The sequence below is a fragment of the Acidovorax sp. 210-6 genome, from assembly GCF_010020825.1.
In the GTDB taxonomy this organism is placed as follows: Bacteria; Pseudomonadota; Gammaproteobacteria; order Burkholderiales; family Burkholderiaceae_C; genus Simplicispira; species Simplicispira sedimenti.
On the sequence record NZ_JAACJE010000001.1, the window covers coordinates 1,839,717 to 1,865,901 of the forward strand.

A 26,185-nucleotide genomic window follows, 5' to 3' on the forward strand; every position below is an offset into this window, starting at 1 on the left:
CTCAAAGCTGCTGGTGCACGGCGGTGGCCAGCGCCAGCAGGGCGTCGCGCCCCAGCGACCCACTGAGCGCGTAGCCGAAGCCCTGATCCAGCCAGTAAAAGGCAGGCACCGGGCCATCGGCATACAGGCGGAATGCCGTTTCGTCTGCGCCCGCACCGTTGAGCGCACCCAGGTAGAGCGTGATGCGCAGTCCCGCCGCATTCTGGTACATGAACTGCGCGCGTGCGCCGCTCTCGCCGGGCAGGAGCCGCCCACCCACGAGTTCAAAGCCCTGCGGAGTGAGCACAGGCAGTTTCAGAGGACGGCCCAAGCGCTTGGACAGCCATTGCACCAGGTGCTCCTGCTGCGCGGCATCCACCTCCACCGGATGGCGCTGTTCGGGCTGGTAGACGGCGTGCGCCACGGCGGCCTGCTGCGCAAAGCGCTGTTCGCTGGCCATGGGCAGGGGTGCGGAAGTTGCCTGGCCAGACCACTGGCCGTGCAGCGTCCATCCGAGGCCAAAGGCCAGCAGCACTGAGGCCGCCATCCCGCCCCAGCGCCAGAGCTGTGTCTGCCGGTCTTGCAGGGCTTGCAGCCGGTTGGCCGCTGTGAGCAAGACGTCGGGCAGCGGCTCGGTGGCGATGGATGCATACAAGCTCTGCAGTTGTGCGCGCTGTGCTGCCCAGTGCGCCACACGCTCGGCCTGGTCCGCACCGAGTTGGGCTCGAACGGCCTGTGCGCGCTCGGGTGAAAGCTGCCCATCCGCCAGGGCGTGCAGGTCGTTCTCGTCGAAGGGGCGCTGAGGACTATCGAACATGGTGGTCAGGGTGTCATTTGAGGCGGCGCAGGACAGGTTTCTGGGTCGGCGCGGCGGGGGATTGCTCCATCAGCTCGCGCAGGCGGGCTCGGGCGCGTGCCAGACGCGACATCACCGTGCCCACCGGGATCTGCAATACGCGCGCCGCATCGGCGTAGGACATGTCCTCGAGCGCCACCAGCAACAACACGGTGCGCTGATCGGCGGGCAGGCGCTGCAGGCATCGCTCCAGATCCAGCGCACTGTCCGCATCGTGAGTGGGGGCCTGGAGCCCCTCGTGCAGCGTGTCGATATCCACCACCTGCAAGGGCGGGCTGCCCCGCAGCTGGTTGAGGTAGAGATGGTGCATCAGCGTGAACAGCCAGGCGCGCAGGTTGCTACCAGAACGCCAGAGCAACCACTTGCGGCATGCCCGCTCCAGGGTGTCCTGCACCAGATCGTCAGCGGCCCAAGCGTCACCCGTGAGCACGCGCGCGTAGCGCCGCAGGGCGGGCACGTGGTCGATGATCCGCTGGCGATCCATGGCGCGCGCAACGGCCTTCAGGGCTTGGCGGCGCGCCAGACCTGGTTCACACCTTCGCCGGTTTTGTCGCCCGGCTTGGTGTCCTTGATCCAGTAGTACAGCGGCTTGCCCTTGTAGGCAAGCTGCATGCTGCCGTCATCGCGGGTGACCACGCTGTAATCGCCACTCGGTGCAGCACCCTCTGCCGTGAGCGGCGGCCAGTTGGTGGCGCAAGGGCCGTTGCAGACGGACTTGCCGCTGCCCGCCATGTCGCGATCGAAGGTGTAGAGCGTCATGCCATTGGGGCCGACCAGAACGCCGTTTTGTACCTTGACCTGGGCCGGGGGCATGGACTGGCATCCGGCCAGCACCAGGGCAGCCATCATGAAACCGAGTTTTTTCATCGTGTATCTCCGGTAGGGTGCCGGCCGCGCGGTATGGCGGCCATGCATGCGGATGAACACCGGGCCGGCCCGGTTTATTCCATGGTCCGGCAAAAAAACTGGGCCGTCAGCGGTTGCGGCTCTTCATGGCCCGCTCGACCTCGCGCTTGCCTTCGCGGTCCTTGATGGTGTCGCGCTTGTCGTGCTCGGCCTTGCCCTTGGCCAGGGCGATTTCGCACTTCACGAAGCCGTTTTTCCAGTGCAGGTTCAGCGGCACCAGGGTGTAGCCCTTTTGTTCGACCTTGCCGATCAGGCGGCGGATCTCGTCCTTCTTGAGCAGCAGCTTGCGTGTGCGTGCGGCTTCCGGGTTCACGTGGGTGGACGCGGTTCTCAGAGGGTTGATCTGGCAGCCGATCAGGAACAGCTCGCCATCCTTGATGACCACATAGCCATCGGTGATCTGCACCTTGCCTTCGCGCAGGGCCTTGACTTCCCAACCCTGCAGGACCACACCTGCCTCGTGGCGTTCCTCGAAGAAATAATTGAAGGCCGCTTTCTTGTTGTCGGCAATGCGGGACTGGGTTTCGGGTTTCTTGGCCATTGCGCTTTCATGGCGGTGATCGCCGGGAGATCGAGCGCCTCCCTACAATTGCGGTCATCGCGCAGACAGCATTCTAGTTTCGCCGGCTCGCCCCCTTGGGCGCGGTCGGCAGTGCCCCATGAAAACCGTTCAAAAATCCGTCCTGATCTGGTACAGCCCGCAAGAGATGTTCGACCTGGTTACATCCGTGCAGCAGTACCCCCAGTTTCTGCCCTGGTGCGACCATACCCGTGTGCTGGAACAGGACGACAACGGCATGCTGGCCGAGGTGGGTATTGCGCTCAGCGGTATTCGGCACAGCTTTGTCACGCGCAACCTCCACGAGCCCGGTCGTCGTGTGCAGATGCAGTTGGTCAAGGGGCCGTTTTCGCGCCTGGATGGAGACTGGCACTTCCACACCGTGGGCGACGGCAGCCAGCGGGCCGCGCGGGTGGAACTGCTGCTCAACTACGGCTTCGATAGCGTCACCCTGTCCAAGGTGGTGGGACCGGTGTTCGACCGCATTGCGGCCAGCATGGTCGATGCCTTTGTCAAGCGCGCCGAGCAGGTGTATGGCTGAAGCGCAGGCGTTGCCACGCCTGCATATCACGGTGGCCCATGCCAGCCAGCCAGGGCAGGTGAAGCTGTGGGAGTTGGCGCTGCCAATGGGCGCCACCGTGGCCGATGCACTGACGCATTGCCGCGCCCATGGTGCGTTGGCCGCGGAGCCTGTGGCGATGGGAATCTGGGGCCACTTGGTGACGCATGCCACCGTGTTGCAGGACGGCGACCGGCTGGAGCTGTACCGGTCCCTGACGGTGGACCCCAAGCTGGCCAGGCGCCAGCGCTTTGCCAGCCAGGGCGCACGCGCCGCAGGCCTGTTTGCGCGGCGCCGCCCCGGGGGCAAACAGGGCTATTGATGCTCAGCGCTTGCAGTCGCTGTCGATGATGGCCTGGGCACGCTTGAGTTCGGCGTTGCGCGCGGCCTCGTCCATGAAAATGAGTTCGCCCTGCGCATTGGCCTGACGCAAGGGCTTGCCTGAGTCGATGGTGGCCTTGGCGGCCTTGGCGCGCTCGCAGTTTTCGGCACGTACCTTGGCGCGCTTGTCGTCTTCGGCCTTTTTCTTGGCGGCTTCCTCGGCTTCGGCCTGGGCTTTGCGCTTTTCCAGTTCCTTGTCCTTGCCCGCGGCGGCCGCGCTGGCTGCCGCTGCTGGAGCCGATGCCGGTTCGCTGGCGGCAACCACCGGTGCGGCAACGGCTGCGCCCATGCGGGGTTGCTTCAGGACTTTGCTGTCCGGCACATCGGTGGGCGGCGGCCGGTCGCTGAAAATCTTGCGTCCGTCCTTGTCAATCCATTGCCACTGGGCCATGGCGCTGGCCGATGCAAGGCAGAGCGCTGCCAGCAGGAGAGGGGGGTGCAGTTTCATGCATCCGAGTGTATCGCCCACTGGGCCCCGATGGGAGGCGGTTTCAGACGGGTACAATTCTCCTTTTGGAGCTTTCTCATGCGCCTACTTGGAAAAGCGCTCACCTTCGACGATGTGTTGCTGGTGCCGGCGTACTCCCAGGTCCTGCCCAAGGACACGTCCCTCGCGACGAAACTCTCCCGCAACATCCAGTTGAACCTGCCGCTCGTGTCCGCCGCCATGGACACCGTCACCGAGGCACGGCTGGCCATCGCCATCGCCCAGGAGGGCGGCATCGGCATCATCCACAAGAACCTCACGGCGCAGGAACAGGCCGCCCACGTGGCCAAGGTCAAGCGCTACGAGTCGGGCGTGCTGCGCGACCCGGTGGTCATCACCCCCGAGCACACGGTGCTGCAGGTGCTGCAACTGTCCGAGCAGCTGGGCATTTCGGGCTTTCCGGTGTGCGACGGCGGCAAGGTGGTCGGTATCGTCACCGGCCGCGACCTGCGTTTTGAGACCCGCTATGACGTCAAGGTCCACCAGATCATGACGCCGCGCGAAAAGCTCATCACCGTCAACGAAAACGAACACACCACGCCCGCGCAGGCCAAGGCGCTGCTCAACAAGCACAAGCTCGAGCGCATCCTGGTCGTCAACGACGCCTTCGAACTCAAGGGCCTGATCACGGTGAAGGACATCACCAAGCAGACCAGTTTCCCCAATGCCGCACGCGATGCCTCTGGCCGCCTGCGCGTGGGTGCCGCTGTGGGTGTGGGCGAGGGCACGGAAGAGCGTGTCGAGGCGCTCGTCAAGGCGGGTGTCGATGCCATCGTGGTGGACACCGCGCATGGTCATAGCAAGGGCGTGATCGATCGCGTGCGCTGGGTCAAGAAGAACTATCCGCAGGTGGATGTGATCGGCGGCAACATCGCCACCGGCGCAGCCGCGCTGGCGCTGGTCGAGGCCGGTGCCGATGCGGTCAAGGTCGGCATCGGCCCTGGTTCCATCTGCACCACGCGCATCGTGGCGGGTGTGGGGGTGCCCCAGATCATGGCCATCGACAGCGTGGCCACGGCGCTCAAGGGGACGGGTGTGCCCCTGATTGCCGATGGCGGCGTCCGCTACTCGGGCGACATTGCCAAGGCCCTGGCCGCTGGTGCTGGCACCGTGATGATGGGCGGCATGTTTGCCGGCACCGAAGAAGCGCCCGGTGAGGTCATCCTGTTCCAGGGCCGCAGCTACAAGAGCTACCGCGGCATGGGCTCCATCGGCGCCATGCAGCAGGGCAGTGCCGACCGCTACTTCCAGGAATCGAGCACCGGCAACCCCAATGCCGACAAGCTGGTGCCCGAGGGTATCGAAGGCCGCGTGCCCTACAAGGGCTCCATGGTTTCCATCGTGTACCAAATGGCAGGTGGCGTGCGTGCTGCCATGGGCTACTGCGGATGCGCCACCATTGACGAGATGAACACCAAGGCCGAGTTCGTCGAAATCACCACGGCGGGCATTCGTGAGAGCCACGTGCACGACGTGCAGATCACCAAGGAAGCCCCCAACTACCGCGCCGACTGATCACCGGATGCTATTATTTTGATAGCCCCTAGCGCTTGTCCAGCAAGCGTCAGGGGCTAATTTCATTCTTAACTGTCATGCAACACCAGAAAATCCTCATCCTCGACTTTGGTTCGCAAGTCACCCAGCTCATCGCGCGTCGTGTGCGCGAGGCCCACGTGTACTGCGAGGTGCACCCCTGCGATGTGACGGACGAATGGGTGCGTGACTATGCCAAGGACGGCCAGCTCAAGGGCGTGATCCTCTCGGGCAGCCACGCCAGTGTGTACGAGGTGGACGACAAGGCTCCCGATGCCGTGTTTGCGCTGGGCGTGCCTGTGCTGGGCATTTGCTACGGCATGCAGACCATGGCACAGCAACTTGGCGGCAAGGTGGAGGCCGGCCATACCCGCGAGTTCGGTTACGCCGAAGTCCGCGCACGCGGCCATACGGCCCTGCTGAAGGACATCGCCGACTTCACCACGGCCGAAGGCCACGGCATGCTCAAGGTCTGGATGAGCCACGGCGACAAGGTCACCGAGCTGCCACCGGGCTTCAAGCTCATGGCCAGCACCGACAGCTGCCCCATTGCCGGCATGGCCGACGAGGCACGGCGCTTCTACGCGGTGCAATTCCACCCCGAGGTCACACACACGGTGCAGGGCAGGGCGCTGCTGGAGCGTTTTGTGCTGGACATCTGTGGTACGCGCGCCGACTGGATCATGCGCGACCACATCGAGGAAGCGGTGCAGAAGATCCGTGAGCAGGTGGGTCATGAGGAAGTCATTCTGGGTCTGTCCGGTGGCGTGGATTCGTCCGTGGCGGCTGCGCTGATCCACCGTGCCATTGGCGATCAGCTCACTTGCGTGTTCGTGGACCATGGCCTGCTGCGCCTGAACGAGGGCGACATGGTCATGGACATGTTTGAAGGCAAGCTGCACGCCAAAGTCATCCGCGTGGACGCCAGTGACTTGTTCCTGGGCAAGCTCTCGGGTGTCAGCGAGCCCGAACAAAAGCGCAAGATCATCGGCGGCCTGTTCGTCGATGTGTTCAAGCAGGAAGCCGCCAAGCTCAAGGCCGGTGGCGCCGGCCACAAGGGGGCGACCTTCCTGGCACAGGGAACCATCTACCCTGACGTGATCGAATCGGGCGGCGCCAAGAGCAAGAAAGCCGTCACCATCAAGAGCCATCACAACGTGGGCGGCCTGCCCGAGCAATTGGGTCTCAAGCTCTTGGAGCCCCTGCGCGACCTGTTCAAGGACGAAGTGCGCGAACTGGGCGTGGCCCTGGGTCTGCCCCCCGAGATGGTGTATCGTCATCCCTTCCCCGGCCCTGGCCTGGGCGTGCGCATCCTGGGTGAGGTGAAAAAAGAATACGCCGACCTGCTGCGCCGTGCCGACGCGATCTTCATCGAGGAACTGCGCAACTTCAAGGACGAAGCTACGGGTAAGACCTGGTACGACCTCACCAGCCAAGCCTTCACCGTGTTCCTGCCGGTCAAGAGCGTGGGTGTCATGGGTGACGGCCGCACCTACGACTACGTGGTGGCCCTGCGCGCCGTGCAGACCAGCGACTTCATGACCGCCGACTGGGCTGAACTGCCTTATGCGTTGCTCAAGAAGGTGTCGGGCCGCATCATCAACGAAGTCCGCGGCATCAACCGCGTAACGTACGACGTGAGCAGCAAGCCGCCAGCGACGATCGAGTGGGAGTGAACCTGTGGAACGGTGAAGAGGGCTTTACGCCTCTTCGCCGGTGATGGGGTCGTAGCTTCGGCCATCGAAGTCGATGATGCGACCGGTTGCGGTGTCGTACTTGGCCAGGCGGTAGCTGTCCGCGCCTTTTCCATCCAATCCGATGAACGTGGCTTGGGCATACATTGTGCGGTTGTTGCTTTCGATGGTTCCGGTGGCAGTCCATCTGTGGTTGGTCAGCCATTCCGGGTCGCTGATGCCCTCGGTATTGCCTTCCATGCGCTTTTTCAGCAGGGTGGGATCCATGTTGAATCCTTCTGCGGCCAGCAGTTGATGGGGGTTTTTCCTGTAATGTGCAGCCGTTTCCGTGTCCATTTTGGACAAATCGGACTTCACCAGTGTTGATCCATCGGTCGGAAACTTGGACAGGTTGCCATTTCGAATGGATTCATAGTCCACGGCGTACTGCGGATTGTTTTTGAAGAACATGTAGCGGCCGAATGCTTCGTTGTCACCGCCGCTCAGAGCGAGCGTAATCATTCGGATGTAGTCAGGCGGGGTGTAGTCCTTGGCAAAAGTGTCGCCCAGCCCTTTTTCCCACGCTTTGAACTCCTGGAAGTTGCCAAAAGGCGCCTTCACTGAGGCGGCAGAGGCACTGGTGGTGGACGTACTCTCAGTCGGGGACGCGCGCTCAGCTGTGGTCTGTAACTGCGTACGTGTGGCACTTGCAGTGTTTGCCGACTGCGCCGATGCCGTGAGTTCCGTCAGGTTGGTTTGCAGAATCTTGAGGAAAGACTGGGCATCCGTTCCTGCGCTTTGGGCGCTTCGCTCCACGGCTTTGTTGGCGACGGCGCTGCTGACGCCCAAGGACTGCAACAGGGAGGTGGCTTGGGATACATCAAGCATGTTCTGACTCCTTTTTCGGCGGGAGGTGGATGTAGTCTCGGGAGACGCGATTCATCCCATCAACCCGTTGGCCGATGTTCGCTTGTTCTGGCTTGGCAGAAAGGGGCCATGAACGGGTCGAAAGCTCCTCTCATCGGCGGATTGCTGCGTTGACACCCAAGTGACATCCCACAGGTGAAAACCCCCGATGGCCGGGTTCTGGGGCTCCATAGACTGCGAAAGCAGCAAAGGAGTTGTCCATGAATTCGCATCATCGCTTCTGGCCTCGCAGGCTTCCTCATGCCATCGTTCCTCCGCAGACCTCGCTGTGGGACAACCTGGCCATCAGCGCAAGGCGCTATCCCGACAAGGCAGCGCTGGTGTTTTTTGGGCGTACCGTCAGCTATCGGGCGCTGGAGATGGCGGCGCAGCGCATGGCCGCGTTTCTGCATCGGCTGGGTGTGCGCAAGGGGGACAGGGTGCTGCTGTGCATGCAGAACTGTCCGCAACTGGTGCTGGCCCACTTTGCGATCTTGAGGGCCAATGCGGTGGTGGTGCCGGTCAACCCCATGAACCGTGCCGAGGAGCTCAAGCACTACATCACCGATCCCCAGGCGCTGGTGGCCATCACCACAGCAGATTTGGCGCCTGAGCTGGCCAAGGCCAGCAACGCACTGGCATCCGCCCAGCGCCTTCGGCACTTGCTGGTCACCGAGTTCACAGAGGCTTTTGATGCAGATGCTGCGGGTGTCGATGCACCGCCTGCGTCCTGGAACGATTGGCTGTGTACCTGCCATGGACTGCCGGAACTGGAGGGCGGCGAGGTGCATGGCTGGCAGCAGGCCTTGGCGTGCTCAGACCCTGTGCCAGATCTTCTGGTGGGCCCCGATGACCTGGCGGTGCTGCCCTACACCAGCGGCACCACGGGGCTTCCCAAGGGATGCATGCACCCGCATCGCACGCTGATGCACAACGCCGTGGCCAGCAGTCTGTGGGGCAATGCGACGTCCGAGAACGTGACCCTTGCCGTGGTGCCCATGTTCCACATCACTGGCATGGTCAGCATGATGCACGCCACCATCTACAGCGGCGGCACACTGGTCATCATGCCGCGCTGGGATCGCGAACTGGCAGGGCGGTTGATTTCGCGCTGGAAGGTCACCTCCTGGACCAACATTCCCACCATGGTCATCGATTTGATGGCCAGCCCAAACTTTGCGCAATTCGACCTCTCCAGCCTCAACTACATTGGTGGAGGCGGTGCTGCCATGCCCCAGGCCGTGGCCCAGCGCCTGCTGGACCAGTTTGGTTTGCGCTATGCCGAAGGCTATGGTCTGACCGAGACCGCTGCACCGTCGCACAGCAACCCGCCAGACCAGCCCAAACAGCAATGCCTGGGTATTCCCTTCATGGGCACCGATGCGCGTGTGGTCGATCCCGACACCCTGCAAGAGATGCCCGTGGGCGAGCAGGGTGAGATCCTGATCCACGGCCCCCAGGTGTTTGATGGCTATTGGAGCCGTCCCGAGGCCACCGAAGCTGTGTTCGTGGAGTTGGACGGCAAGCGCTTCTTTCGCACCGGAGACCTGGGCAAGGTGGATGCGGACGGTTACTTCTTTATCACCGACCGCCTCAAGCGCATGATCAACGCCTCAGGCTTCAAGGTCTGGCCCGCAGAGGTGGAGTCGTTGATGTTTCGGCACCCGGCTATCCAGGAGGCCTGTGTCATCTCCACCAAGGATGACTACCGTGGTGAAAGCGTGAAGGCGGTGGTCGTGCTGCGGCCAGACCATGCGCACACCACCGAGCAGGAAATCATCTCCTGGTGCCGCGAGAACATGGCGGTGTACAAGGTGCCGCGCACCGTGCAGTTTGTGAATGCACTGCCAAAAAGCGGCAGCGGCAAGGTCATGTGGCGTTTGTTGCAGGAACAGGAAGCGGTACGCTGACACGATGGGCCGCGACACGCACAGGGCCGTCATGGCAACGCAATGCAGTGCAGGCGGCTTGCGGCTCCAAGCGCAAGGTGAAATGCTCAAGTGGCCGTGAGTTCGGCCAGGTCGCGGTCGAGCAGATGGGGAGCACCGAGCTGCAGCTCGATCAGTCGGCGCAGATGCGTCACGCTGTCGAGGTCGATCGAGTGGCACAGCAGGCCAGCGCAGCGCCCCTCCACATGCGCCACCTCGGTGGACATGGCAATGTGGTCGTGGGTGCTGGTGAGGGGCACCACCAGTTGGCACAGTGCGCCGGGCTGCAGATCCACCCCGGGCGACAACACCACCAGCGCACCCTTGAGCGAGAGGTCCAGCACATGCACACTGAAGCAGCCGTCGCCGGTGGTCAGTTGGGCGGGGGCATCAAAGGTGACGCGGATGAAATGGCGACGTTCGTGGGGCATGGCGCTTTACCCGTGGGTGATGGATCAACTGTTGCATGCTACACCCGAGCAGGCCGATGGGTGCTGGGGTTTGCGCGTGCTTCATGGCTTGGCACGCGGCCCCATGAATCTGCCTTCTAAACGCTTGTCGTGGGGAGGGCAGGCGCTACACTGAGGTTCAAGCCACCGCACTCTGGTGTCAAGCACGGTCAGGTGTGCGGAGCCGATCAACGTTCAAGGAGAAACACATGTTCAAGCACATTCTGGTTCCTGTCGATGGTTCGCCCACTTCCATGATGGCTGTGTCCAAGGCTGCTGGACTTGCCAAGGCCTTTGGCAGTGCCGTGACCATTTTGTACGTGATTGATCCGTACCCCTTTACGGGCGTGGGCGCCGATTTTGCCTATGGCCAGGCACAGTACCTCAGCGCCGCCACGGCGGAGGCCAATGCTGCGCTGGACGCCGCCAAGAAGGCCATGCTGGATGCAGGCGTCGACGCTTCCACAGTGGTGGGCGAGGGCCATGCCGTGCAAGAAGGCATTTCCCGTGCGCAGGAGACCACGGGCGCCGACCTGATCGTCATGGGCTCGCATGGCCGTCGGGGGATCGAGAAGCTGGTGCTGGGCAGCGTCACCCAGCGCGTGCTGGGCGTTGTGCACATCCCCGTGCTGGTGGTGCGCGACTGATCGTCACGCCGACGAGCTCCGGTCCCTTGGGGCGGGCATCCAATACAAAAGCAAAGGCCCCGCGATGCGGGGCCTTTGTGTTTGTGAAACCAAGCGAAAATAAAAGGTCAAAATGGCCTCTGGCGCTTTATGGTAAAGCGCAAGCAGCTATAAAAACAATAGCAATCGACGGGTTGGGGCGTGGCGGTCTTCAGGCCTCGCGCACATCGGCCACGGGCTGGGTGCCAAAGTCGGGGCGCTCCAGCCAGGCCAGCACGCGGGCCGCCGCATCGGGTGCGCTGCTGAGCATGCCGCTGCTTTGCAGTTGGGCAAAGTTCTGCACATCCGGAAAGGCCTCCGGCGCCGCGGAACGCAGCTGCACCTGCATGTCGGTGTCGATGACGCCGGGCGCCAGCGAGCACACCTTGGCGCCCTGCGGCTTGCGGGCTTCGTCCAGCGCCATGCAGCGGGTGAAATGGTCCATGCCCGCCTTGGCGGCGCAATAGGCGGCCTGCGACGCCATGGGCCGCCGCCCCAGGCCGGAGGAGATGTTCAGCACCTTGCGCGGAACGCCCCAGTCCTCGGTAGCACCCAGAAAGGCTGCGCACAGCAGCATCGGCGCTTCCAGCCCCACGCGCAGCGCCATGGCCAGGTCTGCCGGAACGCTGGCAGACAGCGGGGCGATGGGGGGGATCACACCCGCGTTGTTGATGAGCGTGGCGCTGGCAAACATGCCGGCTGGAGCGCGTTGCAGCCATGCACGCAGGCGCTCGGCCGCCTGTTCGGGCTGTGCCAGGTCTTGGTCCCACTGCTCCAGGGTGCAGCCCAGGGTGGCGGCTTCCTGGGGCAGCGTGGCGTGGGCGGTGCGCGAGATGCACAGCAGGGTGTGGCCGGGGCGCAGCATCTGCCGCGCCATGGCCAGGCCCATGCCGCGCGAGGCGCCTGTCAGGATGGTGAGGTGTTGGGGCATGGCCGAATGTTATCTGCCCTGTGGGGAAGGTAAGCATGCGGGTTTTACTGAGCCTGGTGCCTACCAAATGTCGGTTAGTCTTGGCAGCCTGGCGGCACAGTGATACAACGCAATGCCGCACCGGCCATCACCGGAGGGAGCGCCATGGGCATTCATGCATACGGGCTGGAAGATTTCGAGGCCATCGCGGCCGGCGCTGCCGTGCTGGCCAGCGGTGGTGGCGGCAGCTACGGCGATGCTCGGGCCATCCTCCAGGAGCTGGGGCAGCAGGGGTGGGGTGGCACCGTCCAGGTGCGCGACTATGACGGCGTGACCAATGCCTGTGTGCTGGCCATCATGGGGTCGCCCGATGCGGCCGAGCGCCTGACGCTGGCGGCCATAGAGAACTCCATCCGCAACTCCGTTCGGTTGCTGGAGGTCGGTACCGGCGCCGCGCTGGGGTGTTTCATCCCGGTGGAAATCGGCCCGGTCAACTCCCTGGTACCCCTGATTGGCGCGGTCATGTCGCAAGGCGCGGTCTGGGTGGTGGACGGTGACGGTGCAGGGCGCGCGGTACCGCAGTTGCCCCAGACCACTTTCACGGGCACACCGCTGCTGGCGCCTTGTCCGTGTGCCTTGGCCAGCGATGCCGATCAAACCCGTGCCGTGGAGTCGGCGTTGCTCCATGCCCCCACAGCGGCGCAGGTGGAGTCCTTGGCAGGCGGCGTGGTGGGGGGCTTTGGCGGGTATTCGGGGATTGCCATGTGGCCTTCCAATGCGGGCAATGGCCATGCCCTGACGGGCAGCTATATCGCTGGAACCCTGGAGCAGGTGCGCGCCCTGGGGCGTTTTCTGCTGGCGGCGTCCAACCCGCCGCCGACATCCGAAGTGGCGGCGATGATTGCGCTGGTCACGGGGCGTTCGGCCAGCGCTGTCGTGACGAACTTCTACATGACGGAGGTGACGCAGTCCACATCCAGCGCGTCGCTCGACTCGGGCATCATCCGCCTGGACAACACCATCGATCCCGAGCACAGCACGCAGACGCACTACCTCTACAACCTGAACGAGAACCTCATCATGTATTCGGCGGCAAGCTCCATGCCGGACGTCGTCGCGCCCGACTCCATTTGCTACTACTCAGAAAGCACGGGGCGGGGCTTTTCCAACGCCAGCGACGACCTGGCAGAGTACTTCAACGCTGCCACGGGCAAGAGCACGGGCAAGACGGTCAGTGTCATCCAGGTGCGTGCGGCCGAGAAGCTGTGCGGCACCCCTGGCGTGCTGGCGTCGTTTGCGGCGCTGCTGCGCAACCTGGGTTATGCGGGGGCGCTGCCTTCGGTTTGAGAACAGGTTCTGGCCATGAGCGACGCAGACCTGAACAAGGAACGGCTGGAGCTGGCCCTGGAGGCGGCCGGCCTGGACCTGTGGGAAAACAACCTGCTGACCGGAGAGGTGACGCGCAAGGCCAGCAAGACCTTCGAGGAGCTGGGCTTCACCGAGGAGGAGATCGTCGCCGACGTGCAGGGCATTTACGGCCTGTTCCATCCGGACGACCTGCCACGCGTCCAGAAGGCGGTGGAGGATCATCTCTCGGGCCGCACAGCCCAGTACCGGTGTGAGTTCCGGCTGCGCTCCAAGCAGGGTGAATGGATCTGGTTTGCCAACTACGGCCGCATCATGGACGGCAGGAGTGCATCGCCTGGCCAGCGGCTGATTGGCGTGACCTTCAATATCGACGACCGCAAACGCCAGGAGGACGAGATCGCCCAGATCAACCGCCAACTGGTGGAGCAGAACGCCTTGCTGCAGCAGCTCAACACCACGCTGCGTCTGCTCGCTGCCAACGACTCGCTGACGGGTCTGTCCAACCGCCGCACCCTCATGGAGCTGGGCGAGAGCGAATGCCGGCGCGCCGAGCGCTTCGGGCACCCGCTGTCCGTCATGGTGGTGGACATCGACCTGTTCAAGAACGTCAACGATGTCTGGGGGCATCTTGCGGGCGACCGTGTGATCTGCGCGGTGGCCGATGCCTGCGCTGCGCGCACACGCGCCGGGATCGACACGGTGGCACGTTTCGGCGGTGAGGAATTCGTGCTGGTGCTGCCCGAGACCGACCGCGCCAGCGCACTGCACCTGGCGGAGTCGTTGCGCCATGTGGTGGCATCGCAGTCGGTGGTGGTCAACGACGAGGGCGCAACCACATCGGTCACCGTCAGCATCGGTGTGGCCACACTGGTCTGGGGGATGGGTCTGACGTTCGAGCAGTTGGTCAACAAGGCCGACAAGGCGCTCTACCAAGCCAAGGAGACGGGGCGCAACAACGTGCAGTGCTGTGCGGATGTGTGGTTCAGAACGGAGCGGGTGAAGTGAATTCCACCCACTGGCCTGTGCCAGGGTGTTCAAACGCCAGCCACTGCGCGTGCAGCAGCAGGCGCGCCGCACGGGCCTGCAGGGCGGTGCTGGCGTACAGCGCATCGCCCAGGATGGGGTGGCCCAGGGCAGCCAGGTGTACGCGCAACTGGTGGGTGCGGCCGGTCAGGGGTTCGAGCTCCACCCGGCTGCTGTCGGTGGCAGCGTCGTAGCCCAGCGAGCGCCAGCGCGTCTGGCTGGGCTTGCCCCGATGGGGGTCGATGGTGCGCAGCGGGCGGCGTTCCCAGTCGGCGGCGATGGGCAGGTCGATGGTGGACCATGCACCATCCGGGGCTTGCGCCAGGGCGCCAGCCACCACGGCGAGGTAGCGTTTGTGCACCTGGCGCAGCTCAAACGCACGGCCCAGGCGACGTTGCGCCTCGGGGTTGCGGGCCATGAGCACCAGGCCGGAGGTGGCCTGGTCCAGCCGGTGCACCACCAGCGCATCAGCCCACTGTGCCTGCGCACGGCGGCTCAGGCAGTCTTGCTTGTCGGGCCCGCGCCCCGGCACGCACAGCAGTCCGGGCGGCTTGGCCAGCACCAGCAGGTGCGAATCTTCATGCAGGCATTGCAGTCCAGTGGCAGCGCCGGGGGCGCGGTCCGGTTCACTCTGCGGCATGGATCAGCCGGTCCACGGTGTCGCACAGTTCCTGCACATCGTTGGGTTTGTGGATCAGGGCGCGAGCGCCTGCGGCCAGGGCCGCCTGCTCGATCTCTGCCGTGACATAGCCCGACGCCAGCGCCACCGGCAGGTCGGGCCGGACCTCGCGCACCGCCTGCAGCAGCTCCACACCGCTGTAGCCGGGCATGTTGTAGTCGGTTACCAGCAGGTGCACGTCTTGCGGCGCCGCGCGCAGGGCCTGCAGGGCGGCCATCGGATCGGTGTAGCCGCTGGTGCGGTAGCCTCGGCGGCGCAACAGGCGCTCCACCAGAAAGACCAGGGCCTGGTCATCGTCCACGTACATCACATGCTGCTGCGCCGGAGGCGCCAGCGGTGCGGTGACCGCAGGGGCAGGTTCCGTCGCGGTCGGTGCTGCGGCACCCTCGGCCTGGGCCGGGAAATACAGCGTGAAGCAACTGCCCTGGCCGGGCGTGCTGTGCACATCCACGGCCCCTGCGTGGGTGCGCATCACGCCATGCACCACCGCCAGCCCCAGGCCCGTGCCCTGGCCCACAGGCTTGGTGGTGAAAAAGGGTTCGAACACGCGCTGCAGAGTGGCCGCGTCCATGCCGGGGCCGTTGTCGTGCACGCTGATGGCCACGTAGTCGCCTGCGGGCAGGCCCAGGCGGTCGCACAGCGCCGTGTCAGGGCGCAGGGGCAGGGCGTCCACGCGCACCGTGCCCTTGGCGGTGCCGATGGCATGGATGGCGTTGGTGCACAGGTTCAACAAGGCCTGCTCCACCTGGGTGGCATCGGCCAGCACCGTGGGCAGGTGGGGCGCAATGTGGATCTGCAAGGCCACGGTGGGCGGCATCGTCACGCGCAGCAGGCGCTCGGTGTCGTGCAGGGCTTCGGCCAGGTCCACGGCGTTCAGGCGTGGCGGCTCGTTGCGACTGAAGGTGAGGATCTGGCGCACCAGATCGCGTGCCCGGCGCCCAGCCTTCTGGATTTCGCGCAGGCTCACCATGGCGCCGGACTCGGGCGTGCAGTCGGCCATGGCCAGCTCCACGTTGCCCAGAATGGCGCCCAGGATGTTGTTGAAATCGTGCGCAATGCCCCCGGCCATGGTGCCCACGGCCTGCATCTTGTGCGACTCGCGCAGCTGCGCCTCCAGCTCGGTGCGCTGGGCCTCGGCACGCTTGCGGCTAGTCAGGTCGCGGGCAAACACGGTGGTGCTCAGGCCGTCGGCATGGTGCTCGAAAGACACGCTCACCTCCACCGAAAGCTCCTTGCCCGCAGCGGTGCGCGCCGTCATCTCGCCCAGCACCGCCTGGGTGGTGAGCTGGCCAAAACCCAGCGCCTGCGCCGCGTCGGGCAAAAAACGCTCGAGCCTGCTGCCCAGTGCATCGCTGGCGCTGCACTGGAACAGCACCGCTGCCGTGGGGTTGAACACGGTGATGCGCTGGTGCTGGTCCACGCACACGATGGCGTCCAGCGCCGAATTGATGACTGCTTCCAGGCGCTTCTCGCTGGCGCGCAGTTGCTCGTTGCGCTCCTGCAGTGCGCTGCGCTCGGCCAGCAGCGGGCCCTGGTCGATGACGGCGCACAGGTACTGGTGCTGTGGGGTCTCGCCCTCGTGCCCCAGCGTGATGAAAGCAATGTGCAGGTCACCCGTGATGCGCACCTGCTCGCCCTGGGCAAATACCACCTCGGTGGCCAGGGCCTGGCCCTGTTGGCGCGCCTCGGCAAAGGCCAGGCGCACGCGCTCGGCATCGTGCGCCGACACAAAGGGCATCAGCGCGGTCAGGGGGCGATCGCGCTCCGTGGGCTGGAACGAGCGGTGTGCCATGGCATTGGCCTGCACCACCATGTCGTGCTCGTCCAGCACCATCAGCGACAGGGGCACGCTGGCAAACAGCGCCTCAAAGCGCTCGGAGGCACGCTCGGCCGAGGCTTGGCTGTACTGCAAGACCTTGTTCTGCGCCTCCAGCTCCATCTGGTAAGCGCGCAGTTCGGCAATCAAGGCGGCCAGGGGGGCTTCGTCGGGCGTCGATGTGACCGCCTGGGCCTGCAGGGCCAGAGCCTGGCCCTCCGGCAGGGAGCCGGGGGACTGTGTCTGCAGCAGAAAGGACAGATCGGGAAGGGCCATGGACTGCGCGCAAGTGTAAGCCCGCCAGGGCCGCCCAGGCGGCTGTGTGGGCGTGCAAGTCCCTGGCGATTCAGCGCCGCACGGCCAGCAGCTCGAGTTCGAAGTGCAGCGTGGCGTTGGGCGGGATCACGCCGCCCGCGCCGCGCTCGCCGTAGGCAATGGCGGGTGGGCAGGTCAGCTTGGCCTTGCCACCGGGCTTCATGCGTTGTACGCCCTCGGTCCAGCAGGGAATCACACGGTTGAGGGGAAACTCGGTGGGCTCGCCGCGCTTGTAGGAGCTGTCGAACTCCTTGCCGTCGAGCAGGGTGCCTTTGTAGTGGACCTTGACGGTGTCGGTGGCTTTGGGCGCATCGCCCGTGCCCTCCTTGAGGGACTCATACACCAGACCGCTGGCCGTGGTCACAGGGGCCGACTGCGCCAGCGCCACAGGGGCCAGGGCCAGCGAAGAAAGCAGGGCGAACAGAACGCGCATGAAGAAAGCTCCGGAAAAAACAAAGGCCCGATGGTAGGGCCTGTGGGGAGCGCAGGGGAGACAGCGGCAGGTCGGCAGTGCTGCCCAAGGCAACTCAACGCTTCCAAAACGATAGCTGCTGGCGCTTGCTGTGCAAGGGCTAGAGGGCAAAAAGACCAAAAACCGACGAAAAGCCACCAGGCGAAGCCCAGAGGAACGGCAAACCCAGCGCTGCACAGCGCTTGAACAATGGAATGCCGTTTGAAAAAGCATAGCCTTGAATAAAGCTGTTTTTCTGCGGTGCTAACGGCCCAGGTAAGCCGCCCGCCGTAGGCGGGTCGGCTTGAGTGCAGAGTTAGGCACGATTGCTAAAGAAGCCATGAAACAGCCTGAAGAAATAACCAGCCAAAGATAAAGAATAACGGTATGACAAGAAGCGCGAAGACGAAAAATTCAAGCGCCATACGTTTCCATTGTTCGTGCTGTCCAACTTTAAGTCGAACAGCAATCTTGAAGGCAATAGAGCTAACCAACTCTTGAACAAGCAAAACGAAGGATTCGGTTATCACGTTTTTGCAGGCTAACGAATGAAAGGGACTTCCCCGTCCCGAGTGATCCGCGCAGCTGCGGGGTACGGCATCAAAGTGCCACGATGGGAAGTTCGATCTCTCATCAATTCACTCGTTTTTTGGAAGGGGAAGTCCATGTCTGCCATTGTCACCATCGGCATCGATCTCGCCAAGAACGTCTTTGCCGTACATGGCGTGAACGCCACAGGCCAGCCTGCGCTGGTGCGCCCCAGCGTTCCGCGCGCCAAGCTGCTTGAACTCTTTGCCTCACTGCCGCCTTGCCTGATCGGCATGGAAGCTTGCTCAGGTGCCCACCACTGGGCGCGTGAGTTTCAACGCTTTGGCCATACCGTGCGCCTGATGGCGCCCAAGTTCGTGATCCCCTACCGCCTCTCGGGCAAGCGCGGCAAGAACGATGCCGCAGACGCCGCCGCCATCTGCGAAGCCGTCACCCGGCCTAACATGCGTTTCGTACCCGTCAAGAGCATCGAGCAACAAGGCCAGTTGCTGGTGCACCGCGCCCGCCAGGGCTTTGTGGAACAGCGCACCGCCACGCTCAACCGCATCCGGGGCCTGCTATCTGAGCTGGGCATCGTGTTGCCGCTCAAGGCCGCCGTGGTGCGCCGCGAAGCCTTGGCCCGCCTGGAAGATTTGCCCGGCTGGGCCAACTGAACCGCCCCGGGTTTTGAGGAGGCTCCAACACTTGAGAAGATGGAGCTATGAACAAGTCACCGAAGTTCTCCCCGGAAGTGCGCGAGCGCGCCGTGCGCATGGTGCAGGAGCACCGAGCCGACTACCCGTCGCTGTGGGCAGCGATTGAATCGATTGCCCCCAAGATTGGCTGCGTGCCACAGACCTTGAACGACTGGGTCAAGAAGGCCGAGGTCGACAGCGGCCAGCGCCCCGGCACCACCACCTCGGATGCGCAGCGCATCAAGGAACTGGAGCGTGAGGTCAAAGAATTGCGCCGGGCCAACGACATCCTGAAGACGGCCAGCGCGTTTTTCGCGCAGGCGGAGCTCGACCGCCGACTCAAGTCGTGAAGGCCTACATCGACCGCCACCGTGATGACTACGGGGTCGAGCCCATCTGCCGGGCGCTGCAGATGGCCCCGTCGTGTTACTGGCGCCACGCAGCCCGGCAACGCAACGCGCAACTGCGCAGTGCACGCGCCCAGCGTGACGAGGGTTTGAAGGCCGACATTCAGCGCGTGTGGCACGCCAACTGGCAGGTCTACGGAGCCGACAAGGTCTGGCTGCAGATGAACCGCGAGGGCATCGTGGTGGCGCGCTGCACGGTCGAGCGTCTGATGCGTGCCATGGGCTTGCAAGGGGCACGCCGTGGCAGGGCGGTGCGCACCACCACGCCGGATACCTCGGCCCCGTGCCCGCTGGACCACGTCAACCGGCACTTCCATGCCAGCCGTCCCAACGAGCTATGGGTGTCGGACTTCACCTATGTCTCCACCTGGCAAGGCTGGTTGTATGTGGCCTTTGTGGTGGATGTGTACGCTCGGCGCATCGTGGGCTGGCGCGTCAGTCGCAGCATGCAGACGGACTTCGTGCTCGATGCCCTGGAGCAGGCTCTGTACGAACGCCAGCCAGCGGCCCATGTCTTGACGCACCATTCCGACAGGGGCAGTCAGTACGTCAGCATCCGCTACACCGAACGCTTGGACCAGGCGGGCATACAACCTTCGGTGGGCAGCAGGGGAGACAGCTATGACAACGCGCTGGCCGAGACCATCAACGGTCTGTACAAGGCCGAGTTGATTCACCGCCGGGGACCTTGGAAGACCAGGGAATCCGTGGAACTGGCCACCCTGCAATGGGTGCACTGGTTCAACCACGTCCGACTGCTCACGCCGATTGGGGGCATCCCTCCGGCAGAAGCTGAGGCAAACTACTGGAGGCAACTCGCCGCCAGCGACACCTCGACAAAGGTGTCAACTTAAACCAACCGGCCTCCTCGATACCCGGGGCGGTTCAAACACCGTGATCGGCGATCTGCTGAGCGAGGTGTCGCGGCTGGATGAGCGCATCGCGCAGTACGACCAGCACATCAAGACCATGGCCCGCCAGAGCACCGAGGCCCAGCGCCTGATGCAGCTCTCGGGTATCGGCGAGACCACGGCCACCGCACTCCTGAGCACGATCGGCAACGGGCGCGACTTTAAGTGCGGACGCCAGTTGTGCGCCTGGCTGGGGTTGGTGCCCGGGCAGTACAGCTCGGGCGGCAAGCAGCGCCTGGGCCGCATCACCAAGGCGGGTGACCCGTACTTGCGCAGCCTGCTGGTGCTCGGTGCACGAGCGGTGCTCGTGGCCGCCAAGAACAAGACCGACCCCATCAGCCGCTGGGCAGTGAGTCTGGCGCAGCGGCGGGGCTACTGGAAGGCCATCGTGGCCATTGCCGCGAAGAACGCCCGCATGTGATGGGCCGTGCTCAGCAAGGGTGAAGACTTCCACCTGCCCGCCTGAGCACCCGAATCCGGCGCCAAAAACCACAGAAACAGGGAGGCATTGATTCGATTTTCTTCACTGCGTGCAACCAGCAACATCGATGAGTCAAGGTTGGACCTGCGCGGGGCGTGACCGATTAACTCAAGGAGATCAGGGCCATCGGCCACAGCAAGGCGATGGCCATACTCGGCTAACGAATGGGTCCCCCGCGCGCGTCTTTCATCAGGGTCCGCTGCAACGAGCAGCTTCAATGACCGTTTGTAGTTTCGCTGTCCGCATCCCTTGCTCACACCGCAACGAAGCACTGGCGCAGAAGGTGAAAAGAATCAGGTCAATTCAAAAATGCATTCCGTGATCCATCGCTGCGCGATGCATCACGGTGGGGAAAGCGTTTGACTTTTGGGGAGAAGCCCTTGTAGGACAAGGTAAGCGGCCCGTCTTTGACGGGTCCGCTTGACTGCCGGGTTAGACCCGAAGGCCCAAAGGGCGGGCACTGAATTGACGACGGGCGCGGCCCGGGAAAAAGCACGGAGCCACGGAAGTGGCGCAATGCTGCAAGAACGATAGTTACTAGCGCTTGCTGCACAAGCGCTGGAGGCCAAAAAGGCTAGCAACAGAGGAGGCGAATGCAGGCGAAGCCCAACGCAGCGCGAGAACCCCCAAGGAGAAACCTTTGAGAAAGGGGAAGCACTGGAATAAACGCCGGCCTGCATGAAGTGGAATATGAAGGGACTAAGGAATAAGTTCAGTCGCCGCCGTAGGCGGGCGGCTGCGACGGTAGGTTAGAAAAAATCACTGGAACTCTTTTACGGTGCCGTCCGCAAACAATATTTTCTTCGTGTTAAATTGAATTTTTATGTTTTGCAAGTCTTCGTTTCTTAGTCTCTTGTGCTTGTCAATAAATTGGTTGTAATTTATTTGGCCTGCCCATTCTAGATTGGAATTCATCGCCACTGGATCATTTATAGCTATGTTGGCTGAGAGAATTATGTTATCGAGCAAGTCGGTAAATACGATATTCCCATCAAAGGCCCGAATATCGCCATTTGTAAGATTTCTAAAATTTATGGTGAACGTAATCGCATCGTCCAACCCTATTCTGTAATTGGCTTCTTGGAATCCCTTTTTCTCAAGATTCACGGATAGCGGGGGTGGCACCTTTGGTTTTGCTACAGGTGGCGTAACCTTCTTTCGTTCGGGCTGTGTAGGGCTTAGGGCTGTACTAAAGCCTTTTGTGATGCCTTCTGCCGCCACCTGGAAGGTTTGACGTAGTTCATATTTAATATGTTCGCGACCAGCAAAATATCCAATAACCAAACCTATAAAAATTGGAATAGCCCATGGCGGGATATTAAATCGTTTGCTGGCAGTCTCGTGGAGCTCGCTATCCTCTACTGAGGATGTGGTTTTCCTGGGTGAGGTTGATATTGGCGCAGTAGTGCTAGGCGGACGATACTTGTTGTAAACAATACCGCAGTTAGGACATTCATATTCAGGTGCTTTATCTGTAGGTTTTCTCTCATAAGAGCATTTTGGGCACTTCATATATTCCCCCTGAGGTATTTGATCTAACTAGAATTAGACGATAGCCATCGTAAGCTAGTTGGTCTGCCAAAACAAGATGTATCGATTGGTACACAGGGATAGTACCGAGATGATGATGTTTAGGCAAACCTAAAATTTTCCGGATGACATAGTCTTCAGATTATCCTGCACCCGCTGCACCCGCTGCACCTGCCGCGTCGGGGATCGCGCCAGCGCCCAAGCTGCTGGATCGTTTGCGTGATCATCTGCGCACGCGCCATTACAGCATTCGCACCGAGACGGCTTATGTCGATTGGGCGCGGCGCTTTATCCTGTTTCACGGCAAGCGCCATCCGCAAGAGATGGGCGCTGTGGAGGTGGAAGCTTTTTTGACGCATCTGGCGGTGCAGCGCCAGGTGTCTGCATCAACCCAGAACCAGGCCAAGGCTGCGATTTTGTATCTGTATAAACAGGTGCTGGGTGTGGATTTGCCTTGGTTGGACGGTGTGGTGCAGGCGAAGGCGCCCAGGCGCCTGCCGGTGGTGCTGACGGCCACCGAGGTGCGTACGTTGTTGTTGCACATGCAGGGCACGACCGGGCTGATTGCGCAGTTGCTGTATGGCACGGGTATGCGCTTGCTCGAAGCCCTGCGCCTGCGCGTCAAGGATGTGGAATTTGCCCGGCGCGAAATTGTGATTCGAGAAGGCAAAGGCAACAAAGACCGCATCACCGTGCTGCCCGAAAACCTGATCCAGCCTTTGCAGCAGCAATTGCAAAAGGCGCGGGCGCTGCACGAAAAGGATATCGAGGCGGGTTTTGGCCGTGTGCATTTGCCGCATGCACTGGCGGTGAAGTACGCCAACGCAGATCGCAGCTGGGCCTGGCAATGGGTGTTTCCGTCGCCGGTGCGCTCCGTTGATCCGCGCCCCGATGCGGTGACGGGCGCTTTGCTGGAGCGGCGCCACCATGTGTACCCGGAGTCGGTGCAGCGCGCGGTGCGCGAGGCAGCCCGGCTGGCGCAGATCGACAAGCCGGTCAGTCCGCATGTGCTGCGCCATTCCTTTCCCACGCATTTGCTGCAGGCGGGCTACGACATCCGTACGGTGCAGGAGCTGCTGGGCCATGCCGATGTGAGCACCACCATGGTTTACACGCATGTGCTCAACAAGGGCGGGCGCGGGGTGCTCAGCCCGCTTGATGCCCTGTAAAGCACAAAGGCCCGTCACCGGGCCTTTGTTTTCATCAAGCAGCGCCACCCCGGCGCTGCATCAGCGCGCTTTACGCCAGCTCGCTCACCGGCACGCAGCTGCAGAACAGGTTGCGGTCGCCGTACACGTTGTCCACGCGGCCCACGGGGGACCAGTATTTGTTGCTGCGCAGGGCGGCCACGGGGTAGGCGGCGGCCTCGCGGGTGTAAGGGCGGGCCCACTCGCTGGCCAGCAGGCTCTCGGCCGTGTGCGGTGCGTTTTTCAGCGGGTTGTTGTCCTGCGGCCAGGCGCCGGTTTCCACCTGGCGGATTTCCTCGCGGATGGCGATCATCGCGTCGATGAAGCGGTCGATCTCGAACAGCGTCTCGCTCTCGGTGGGCTCGACCATCAGCGTGTTGGCCACGGGGAAGCTCAGGGTGGGGGCGTGGAAGCCGTAGTCGATCAGGCGCTTGGCCACGTCCTCGGCCATCACGCCGCTGGTCTCCTTGAGTTGGCGCAGGTCGAGGATGCACTCGTGCGCCACATGGCCGTTGCTTGACGCGTACAGCGTGGGGTAGTGGTCCTTGAGGCGCGCGCTGATGTAGTTGGCGCTGAGGATGGCCACCTCGGTGGCGGCCTGCAGGCCCTCGGCGCCCATCATGCGGATGTACATCCAGCTGATCGGCAGCACAGCGGCGTTGCCCAGCGGCGCTGCAGAAACGGCGCCCACCGTGGCGGACTGACCGGCCGTGGCATGGCCGGGCAGGTAGGGCACCAGGTCTTCCACCACGCACACGGGGCCCACGCCGGGGCCGCCGCCGCCGTGTGGGATGCAGAAGGTCTTGTGCAGGTTCAGGTGGCTCACGTCGCCGCCAAATTCGCCGGGGGCGGCCACGCCGACCAGGGCGTTCATGTTGGCGCCGTCCACGTACACGCGGCCGCCATGCTGGTGCACGAGCTGGCACAGTTCCTTGACCTGCGTCTCGAACACGCCATGCGTACTGGGGTAGGTGATCATCACGCAGGCCAGATTCTGGCTGTGCTGTTCGCACTTGGCCTGCAGGTCGGCCATGTCCACGTTGCCGTTTTCGTCGCACTTGGTCACCACCACCTGCATGCCCACCATCTGGGCGCTGGCGGGGTTGGTGCCGTGCGCGCTGCTTGGGATCAGGCAGATGTTGCGGTGCGCGTGGCCCTGGGCCGCGTGGTAGGCCTTGATGGCCAGCAGGCCGGCGTATTCGCCCTGGCTGCCTGCGTTGGGCTGCAGGCTGATGCCCGCGTAGCCCGTGGCCTGGCACAGCCAGGCGCGCAGTTGCTCGTCGAGCAGGCGGTAGCCTTCGAGCTGGTCGGCCGGCGCGAACGGGTGCACGTTGGCGAACTCGGGCCAGGTGATCGGGATCATCTCGCTCGTGGCGTTGAGCTTCATGGTGCACGAGCCCAGCGGGATCATGGTGCGGTCCAGCGCCAGGTCCTTGTCCGAGAGCTGGCGGATGTAGCGCAGCATGCCGGTCTCGGAGTGGTGCGTGTTGAACACCGGGTGCGTGAGATAGGCGCTCGTGCGGCGCAGGCTGGCCGGAATGAGGTCGGGCGCGCTGGCGGCGAGCTGCTCCACGGTCGGTTGCGCGGCCGTGGGTGCGAAGGTGCGCCAGAGCAGGGCCAGGTCGTCGCGCGTGGTGGTTTCGTCGAGCGACAGGGCCACGCACTGGCCGCGCAGCAGGCGCACATTGGCGCCGGCGTCCAGCGCGCGCTGCACCACGGCGCGGGCGGCGTCACTACTCCCCAGGTCCACGGTCAGGGTGTCGAAGGCGGTGGCGTGCAGCGGCGTGAAGCCCAGCTGCTTGAGGCCTGCCGCCAGGATGGCGGTGAAGCGCGCCACGCGCAGGGCGATGCGCTTGAGTCCTTCGGGGCCGTGGTACACGGCGTACATGCTGGCGATGACGGCGGGCAAAACCTGCGCGGTGCAGATGTTGGAGGTGGCCTTCTCGCGGCGGATGTGCTGCTCGCGCGTCTGCAGCGCCAGGCGGTAGGCCGGCTTGCCGTGCACGTCCACGCTCACGCCCACCAGGCGGCCGGGCATGGAGCGCTTGAAGTCGTCGCGGCAGGCCATGTAGGCGGCGTGCGGGCCGCCCGCGCCCATGGGCATGCCAAAGCGCTGCGTGGTGCCGACCACGATGTCGGCGCCCATCTCGCCCGGGGTCTTGAGCAGCGTGAGCGCCAGCAGGTCGGCGGCCAGGATCAGCGCGGCGCCCTTGGCGTGGATGATGTCGGCGCTCATCTGCCAGTCGGCCAGCCAGCCGCTGGAGCCGGGGTACTGGTTGATGGCGGCAAAGTAGTCGTCCTGGCCGATGGCGGCCATCCATTCGTCACCCGAGCGGATCACCTTGACCGACAGGCCCAGCGGTGCGGCGCGCGTCTGGATGACCTCGATGGTCTGCGGGTGGCAGTCGCCGCTCACGATCAGGGTATTGCCCTTGGCCTTGACCGAGCGCTTGGCCAGTGTCATGGCCTCTGCGGCGGCCGTGGCCTCGTCGAGCATGGAGGCGTTGGCGATCGGCATGCCGGTGAGGTCGCACACCATGGTCTGGAAGTTGACCAGCGCCTCCATGCGGCCTTGCGAAATTTCGGCCTGGTAGGGCGTGTAGGCCGTGTACCAGGCGGGGTTCTCCAGGATGTTGCGCAGGATCACGCCGGGCGTGTGCGTGCCGTAGTAGCCCTGGCCGATGAAGCTCTTGAGCAGCTTGTTCTTGGAGGCGATTGCCTTGAGCTCGGCCAGCGCGGCGTTCTCGGTGGCCGGGGCCGGCAGGTCCATGGCCTGGCCGCGCGCGATGGAGCGCGGCACGATGCCGTCGATGAGGGCGCGGCGCGAGGCCTCGCCGATCACCGACAGCATGTGCGCTTCGTCGGCCGCGTCGATGCCGATGTGGCGGGGCAGGAACTCGGTGGTGTTTTCGAGTGCGGACAAGGGCAGGGCGGCGGGCATCTGCATGGCGGAACCAGTCTGGAGTGCTATTGAAATAGGAGCTTCTTGCGCCCGAATTCAGG

The 26,185-nt window shown here is 63.6% G+C and carries 25 protein-coding genes, 1 pseudogene and 1 other annotated feature; of the genes and pseudogenes, 12 read left to right on the plus strand and 14 right to left on the minus strand.

The features are described 5' to 3' along the window. Position 1: 1 nt before the first annotated feature. The 4 genes from GWK50_RS08465 to smpB all read right to left on the minus strand — a co-directional run bounded on the left by GWK50_RS08465 (position 2) and on the right by smpB (position 2,282). Positions 2-796, minus strand: a complete 795-nt coding sequence (locus tag GWK50_RS08465; protein ID WP_162016094.1) for an anti-sigma factor — start codon at positions 794-796, stop codon at positions 2-4. 13 nt (positions 797-809) lie between these two features. Beyond that, positions 810-1,319 carry an RNA polymerase sigma factor gene (locus GWK50_RS08470; protein WP_162016095.1) on the minus strand — a complete coding sequence of 170 codons (510 nt, stop codon included), beginning with the start codon at positions 1,317-1,319 and terminating at the stop codon, positions 810-812. Between the two features lie 17 nt (positions 1,320-1,336). After that, a complete protein-coding gene (locus GWK50_RS08475) occupies positions 1,337-1,702 on the minus strand; it encodes a hypothetical protein (RefSeq protein WP_162016096.1) in 366 nt (121 codons plus the stop codon). 106 nt (positions 1,703-1,808) lie between these two features. Then, positions 1,809-2,282 (minus strand): SsrA-binding protein SmpB, encoded by a 474-nt coding sequence (smpB, locus tag GWK50_RS08480; protein WP_162016097.1) that lies wholly within the window; start codon positions 2,280-2,282, stop codon positions 1,809-1,811. A gap of 118 nt (positions 2,283-2,400) precedes the next feature. Here smpB and GWK50_RS08485 point away from each other — a divergent pair, with 118 nt between their 5' ends. Then, a complete protein-coding gene (locus tag GWK50_RS08485; protein WP_162016098.1) occupies positions 2,401-2,841 on the plus strand; it encodes a type II toxin-antitoxin system RatA family toxin in 441 nt (146 codons plus the stop codon). Then, a complete protein-coding gene (locus tag GWK50_RS08490) occupies positions 2,834-3,181 on the plus strand; it encodes an RnfH family protein (protein ID WP_162016099.1) in 348 nt (115 codons plus the stop codon). Before GWK50_RS08485 ends, GWK50_RS08490 begins: the two co-directional genes overlap by 8 nt. Before the next feature lie 3 nt (positions 3,182-3,184). On the opposite strand, the gene GWK50_RS08495 is transcribed toward GWK50_RS08490, so the two are convergent. Continuing rightward, positions 3,185-3,688 (minus strand): DUF4124 domain-containing protein, encoded by a 504-nt coding sequence (locus tag GWK50_RS08495; RefSeq protein WP_162016100.1) that lies wholly within the window; start codon positions 3,686-3,688, stop codon positions 3,185-3,187. 78 nt (positions 3,689-3,766) lie between these two features. On the opposite strand from GWK50_RS08495, the gene guaB reads away from it, so the two are divergent. Both guaB and guaA read left to right on the plus strand, forming a co-directional pair. Beyond that, positions 3,767-5,242, plus strand: coding sequence for an IMP dehydrogenase (guaB, locus tag GWK50_RS08500; protein WP_162016101.1), 1,476 nt, complete (start codon positions 3,767-3,769; stop codon positions 5,240-5,242). Positions 5,243-5,319: 77 nt separating this feature from the next. Continuing rightward, entirely contained in the window at positions 5,320-6,936 is a 1,617-nt protein-coding gene (gene guaA, locus GWK50_RS08505) for a glutamine-hydrolyzing GMP synthase (RefSeq protein WP_162016102.1), read from the plus strand. A 24-nt stretch (positions 6,937-6,960) separates the two neighbouring features. Here the strand turns inward: guaA and GWK50_RS08510 are convergent, their stop codons facing one another. Then, the gene (locus GWK50_RS08510; RefSeq protein WP_162016103.1) at positions 6,961-7,821 is read right to left on the minus strand and encodes a hypothetical protein; all 861 of its coding nucleotides are present in this window, start codon (positions 7,819-7,821) and stop codon (positions 6,961-6,963) included. Positions 7,822-8,060: 239 nt separating this feature from the next. Here GWK50_RS08510 and GWK50_RS08515 point away from each other — a divergent pair, with 239 nt between their 5' ends. Then, positions 8,061-9,749, plus strand: coding sequence for a long-chain fatty acid--CoA ligase (locus GWK50_RS08515; RefSeq protein ID WP_162016104.1), 1,689 nt, complete (start codon positions 8,061-8,063; stop codon positions 9,747-9,749). A gap of 86 nt (positions 9,750-9,835) precedes the next feature. On the opposite strand, the gene GWK50_RS08520 is transcribed toward GWK50_RS08515, so the two are convergent. Continuing rightward, on the minus strand, positions 9,836-10,198 hold the full coding sequence (locus GWK50_RS08520; RefSeq protein WP_162016105.1) for a PilZ domain-containing protein: 363 nt from the start codon (positions 10,196-10,198) through the stop codon (positions 9,836-9,838). Between the two features lie 227 nt (positions 10,199-10,425). Here GWK50_RS08520 and GWK50_RS08525 point away from each other — a divergent pair, with 227 nt between their 5' ends. Continuing rightward, the gene (locus GWK50_RS08525; protein ID WP_162016106.1) at positions 10,426-10,863 is read left to right on the plus strand and encodes a universal stress protein; all 438 of its coding nucleotides are present in this window, start codon (positions 10,426-10,428) and stop codon (positions 10,861-10,863) included. A gap of 190 nt (positions 10,864-11,053) precedes the next feature. On the opposite strand, the gene GWK50_RS08530 is transcribed toward GWK50_RS08525, so the two are convergent. Continuing rightward, positions 11,054-11,812, minus strand: a complete 759-nt coding sequence (locus tag GWK50_RS08530) for an SDR family NAD(P)-dependent oxidoreductase (protein WP_162016107.1) — start codon at positions 11,810-11,812, stop codon at positions 11,054-11,056. Between the two features lie 144 nt (positions 11,813-11,956). Here GWK50_RS08530 and GWK50_RS08535 point away from each other — a divergent pair, with 144 nt between their 5' ends. Then, the gene (locus GWK50_RS08535) at positions 11,957-13,138 is read left to right on the plus strand and encodes a DUF917 family protein (RefSeq protein ID WP_162016108.1); all 1,182 of its coding nucleotides are present in this window, start codon (positions 11,957-11,959) and stop codon (positions 13,136-13,138) included. A gap of 15 nt (positions 13,139-13,153) precedes the next feature. Then, positions 13,154-14,164 carry a sensor domain-containing diguanylate cyclase gene (locus GWK50_RS08540; RefSeq protein ID WP_162016109.1) on the plus strand — a complete coding sequence of 337 codons (1,011 nt, stop codon included), beginning with the start codon at positions 13,154-13,156 and terminating at the stop codon, positions 14,162-14,164. On the opposite strand, the gene GWK50_RS08545 is transcribed toward GWK50_RS08540, so the two are convergent. The 3 genes from GWK50_RS08545 to GWK50_RS08555 all read right to left on the minus strand — a co-directional run bounded on the left by GWK50_RS08545 (position 14,142) and on the right by GWK50_RS08555 (position 17,425). Then, positions 14,142-14,822 carry an RluA family pseudouridine synthase gene (locus GWK50_RS08545; protein ID WP_162016110.1) on the minus strand — a complete coding sequence of 227 codons (681 nt, stop codon included), beginning with the start codon at positions 14,820-14,822 and terminating at the stop codon, positions 14,142-14,144. The two genes, GWK50_RS08540 and GWK50_RS08545, sit on opposite strands and share 23 nt — an antisense overlap. Beyond that, the gene (locus GWK50_RS08550; protein ID WP_242455465.1) at positions 14,809-16,800 is read right to left on the minus strand and encodes a PAS domain-containing sensor histidine kinase; all 1,992 of its coding nucleotides are present in this window, start codon (positions 16,798-16,800) and stop codon (positions 14,809-14,811) included. The genes GWK50_RS08545 and GWK50_RS08550 overlap by 14 nt, the downstream gene beginning before the upstream one ends. Before the next feature lie 223 nt (positions 16,801-17,023). Next, the gene (locus GWK50_RS08555; RefSeq protein WP_162016112.1) at positions 17,024-17,425 is read right to left on the minus strand and encodes an FKBP-type peptidyl-prolyl cis-trans isomerase; all 402 of its coding nucleotides are present in this window, start codon (positions 17,423-17,425) and stop codon (positions 17,024-17,026) included. A gap of 683 nt (positions 17,426-18,108) precedes the next feature. Here GWK50_RS08555 and GWK50_RS08560 point away from each other — a divergent pair. The 3 genes and pseudogenes from GWK50_RS08560 to GWK50_RS08570 form a co-directional block, all read left to right on the plus strand. Further along, positions 18,109-18,636: pseudogene (locus GWK50_RS08560) on the plus strand (IS110 family transposase); the annotation flags it as partial. A 56-nt stretch (positions 18,637-18,692) separates the two neighbouring features. Continuing rightward, positions 18,693-19,927 (plus strand): IS3 family transposase gene (locus tag GWK50_RS08565; protein ID WP_162014894.1). Its coding sequence is split into 2 segments (ribosomal slippage): positions 18,693-18,981 and positions 18,981-19,927, totalling 1,236 coding nucleotides; the frame shifts between segments, so codons are not numbered across the junction. Further along, positions 18,971-19,087 (plus strand) — a sequence feature (AL1L pseudoknot). It overlaps the preceding gene by 117 nt. Beyond that, positions 19,842-20,405 (plus strand): IS110 family transposase, encoded by a 564-nt coding sequence (locus GWK50_RS08570; protein WP_242455332.1) that lies wholly within the window; start codon positions 19,842-19,844, stop codon positions 20,403-20,405. The genes GWK50_RS08565 and GWK50_RS08570 overlap by 86 nt, the downstream gene beginning before the upstream one ends. A gap of 401 nt (positions 20,406-20,806) precedes the next feature. Here the strand turns inward: GWK50_RS08570 and GWK50_RS08575 are convergent, their stop codons facing one another. Together GWK50_RS08575 and GWK50_RS08580 are read right to left on the minus strand one after the other, a co-directional pair. Next, the gene (locus GWK50_RS08575; RefSeq protein ID WP_162016113.1) at positions 20,807-21,145 is read right to left on the minus strand and encodes a DUF1010 domain-containing protein; all 339 of its coding nucleotides are present in this window, start codon (positions 21,143-21,145) and stop codon (positions 20,807-20,809) included. 79 nt (positions 21,146-21,224) lie between these two features. Then, the gene (locus GWK50_RS08580) at positions 21,225-21,977 is read right to left on the minus strand and encodes a hypothetical protein (RefSeq protein ID WP_162016114.1); all 753 of its coding nucleotides are present in this window, start codon (positions 21,975-21,977) and stop codon (positions 21,225-21,227) included. Between the two features lie 203 nt (positions 21,978-22,180). Between GWK50_RS08580 and GWK50_RS08585 the strand changes: the two genes are divergently transcribed. Further along, a complete protein-coding gene (locus GWK50_RS08585) occupies positions 22,181-23,164 on the plus strand; it encodes an integron integrase (RefSeq protein ID WP_162018060.1) in 984 nt (327 codons plus the stop codon). Between the two features lie 70 nt (positions 23,165-23,234). Here GWK50_RS08585 and gcvP read toward each other — a convergent pair whose 3' ends face one another. Continuing rightward, positions 23,235-26,129, minus strand: coding sequence for an aminomethyl-transferring glycine dehydrogenase (gene gcvP / locus GWK50_RS08590; protein ID WP_162016115.1), 2,895 nt, complete (start codon positions 26,127-26,129; stop codon positions 23,235-23,237). Between the last annotated feature and the right edge of the window lie 56 nt (positions 26,130-26,185).

Bases quoted from the DNA above. Each gene is read 5' to 3' on its own strand.
- GWK50_RS08510 (WP_162016103.1), bottom strand. From the start codon at position 7,821: ATGCTTGATGTATCCCAAGCCACCTCCCTGTTGCAGTCCTTGGGCGTC.
- GWK50_RS08580 (WP_162016114.1), bottom strand. From the start codon at position 21,977: ATGAAGTGCCCAAAATGCTCTTATGAGAGAAAACCTACAGATAAAGCA.
- GWK50_RS08555 (WP_162016112.1), bottom strand. From the start codon at position 17,425: ATGCGCGTTCTGTTCGCCCTGCTTTCTTCGCTGGCCCTGGCCCCTGTG.
- GWK50_RS08575 (WP_162016113.1), bottom strand. From the start codon at position 21,145: ATGCAGGCCGGCGTTTATTCCAGTGCTTCCCCTTTCTCAAAGGTTTCT.
- GWK50_RS08525 (WP_162016106.1), top strand. From the start codon at position 10,426: ATGTTCAAGCACATTCTGGTTCCTGTCGATGGTTCGCCCACTTCCATG.
- gcvP (WP_162016115.1), bottom strand. From the start codon at position 26,129: ATGCAGATGCCCGCCGCCCTGCCCTTGTCCGCACTCGAAAACACCACC.
- guaB (WP_162016101.1), top strand. From the start codon at position 3,767: ATGCGCCTACTTGGAAAAGCGCTCACCTTCGACGATGTGTTGCTGGTG.
- GWK50_RS08475 (WP_162016096.1), bottom strand. From the start codon at position 1,702: ATGAAAAAACTCGGTTTCATGATGGCTGCCCTGGTGCTGGCCGGATGC.
- GWK50_RS08470 (WP_162016095.1), bottom strand. From the start codon at position 1,319: ATGGATCGCCAGCGGATCATCGACCACGTGCCCGCCCTGCGGCGCTAC.
- GWK50_RS08520 (WP_162016105.1), bottom strand. From the start codon at position 10,198: ATGCCCCACGAACGTCGCCATTTCATCCGCGTCACCTTTGATGCCCCC.
- smpB (WP_162016097.1), bottom strand. From the start codon at position 2,282: ATGGCCAAGAAACCCGAAACCCAGTCCCGCATTGCCGACAACAAGAAA.
- GWK50_RS08515 (WP_162016104.1), top strand. From the start codon at position 8,061: ATGAATTCGCATCATCGCTTCTGGCCTCGCAGGCTTCCTCATGCCATC.
- GWK50_RS08535 (WP_162016108.1), top strand. From the start codon at position 11,957: ATGGGCATTCATGCATACGGGCTGGAAGATTTCGAGGCCATCGCGGCC.
- GWK50_RS08465 (WP_162016094.1), bottom strand. From the start codon at position 796: ATGTTCGATAGTCCTCAGCGCCCCTTCGACGAGAACGACCTGCACGCC.
- GWK50_RS08530 (WP_162016107.1), bottom strand. From the start codon at position 11,812: ATGCCCCAACACCTCACCATCCTGACAGGCGCCTCGCGCGGCATGGGC.
- GWK50_RS08550 (WP_242455465.1), bottom strand. From the start codon at position 16,800: ATGGAGCTGGAGGCGCAGAACAAGGTCTTGCAGTACAGCCAAGCCTCG.
- guaA (WP_162016102.1), top strand. From the start codon at position 5,320: ATGCAACACCAGAAAATCCTCATCCTCGACTTTGGTTCGCAAGTCACC.
- GWK50_RS08495 (WP_162016100.1), bottom strand. From the start codon at position 3,688: ATGAAACTGCACCCCCCTCTCCTGCTGGCAGCGCTCTGCCTTGCATCG.
- GWK50_RS08485 (WP_162016098.1), top strand. From the start codon at position 2,401: ATGAAAACCGTTCAAAAATCCGTCCTGATCTGGTACAGCCCGCAAGAG.
- GWK50_RS08490 (WP_162016099.1), top strand. From the start codon at position 2,834: ATGGCTGAAGCGCAGGCGTTGCCACGCCTGCATATCACGGTGGCCCAT.
- GWK50_RS08545 (WP_162016110.1), bottom strand. From the start codon at position 14,822: ATGCCGCAGAGTGAACCGGACCGCGCCCCCGGCGCTGCCACTGGACTG.
- GWK50_RS08540 (WP_162016109.1), top strand. From the start codon at position 13,154: ATGAGCGACGCAGACCTGAACAAGGAACGGCTGGAGCTGGCCCTGGAG.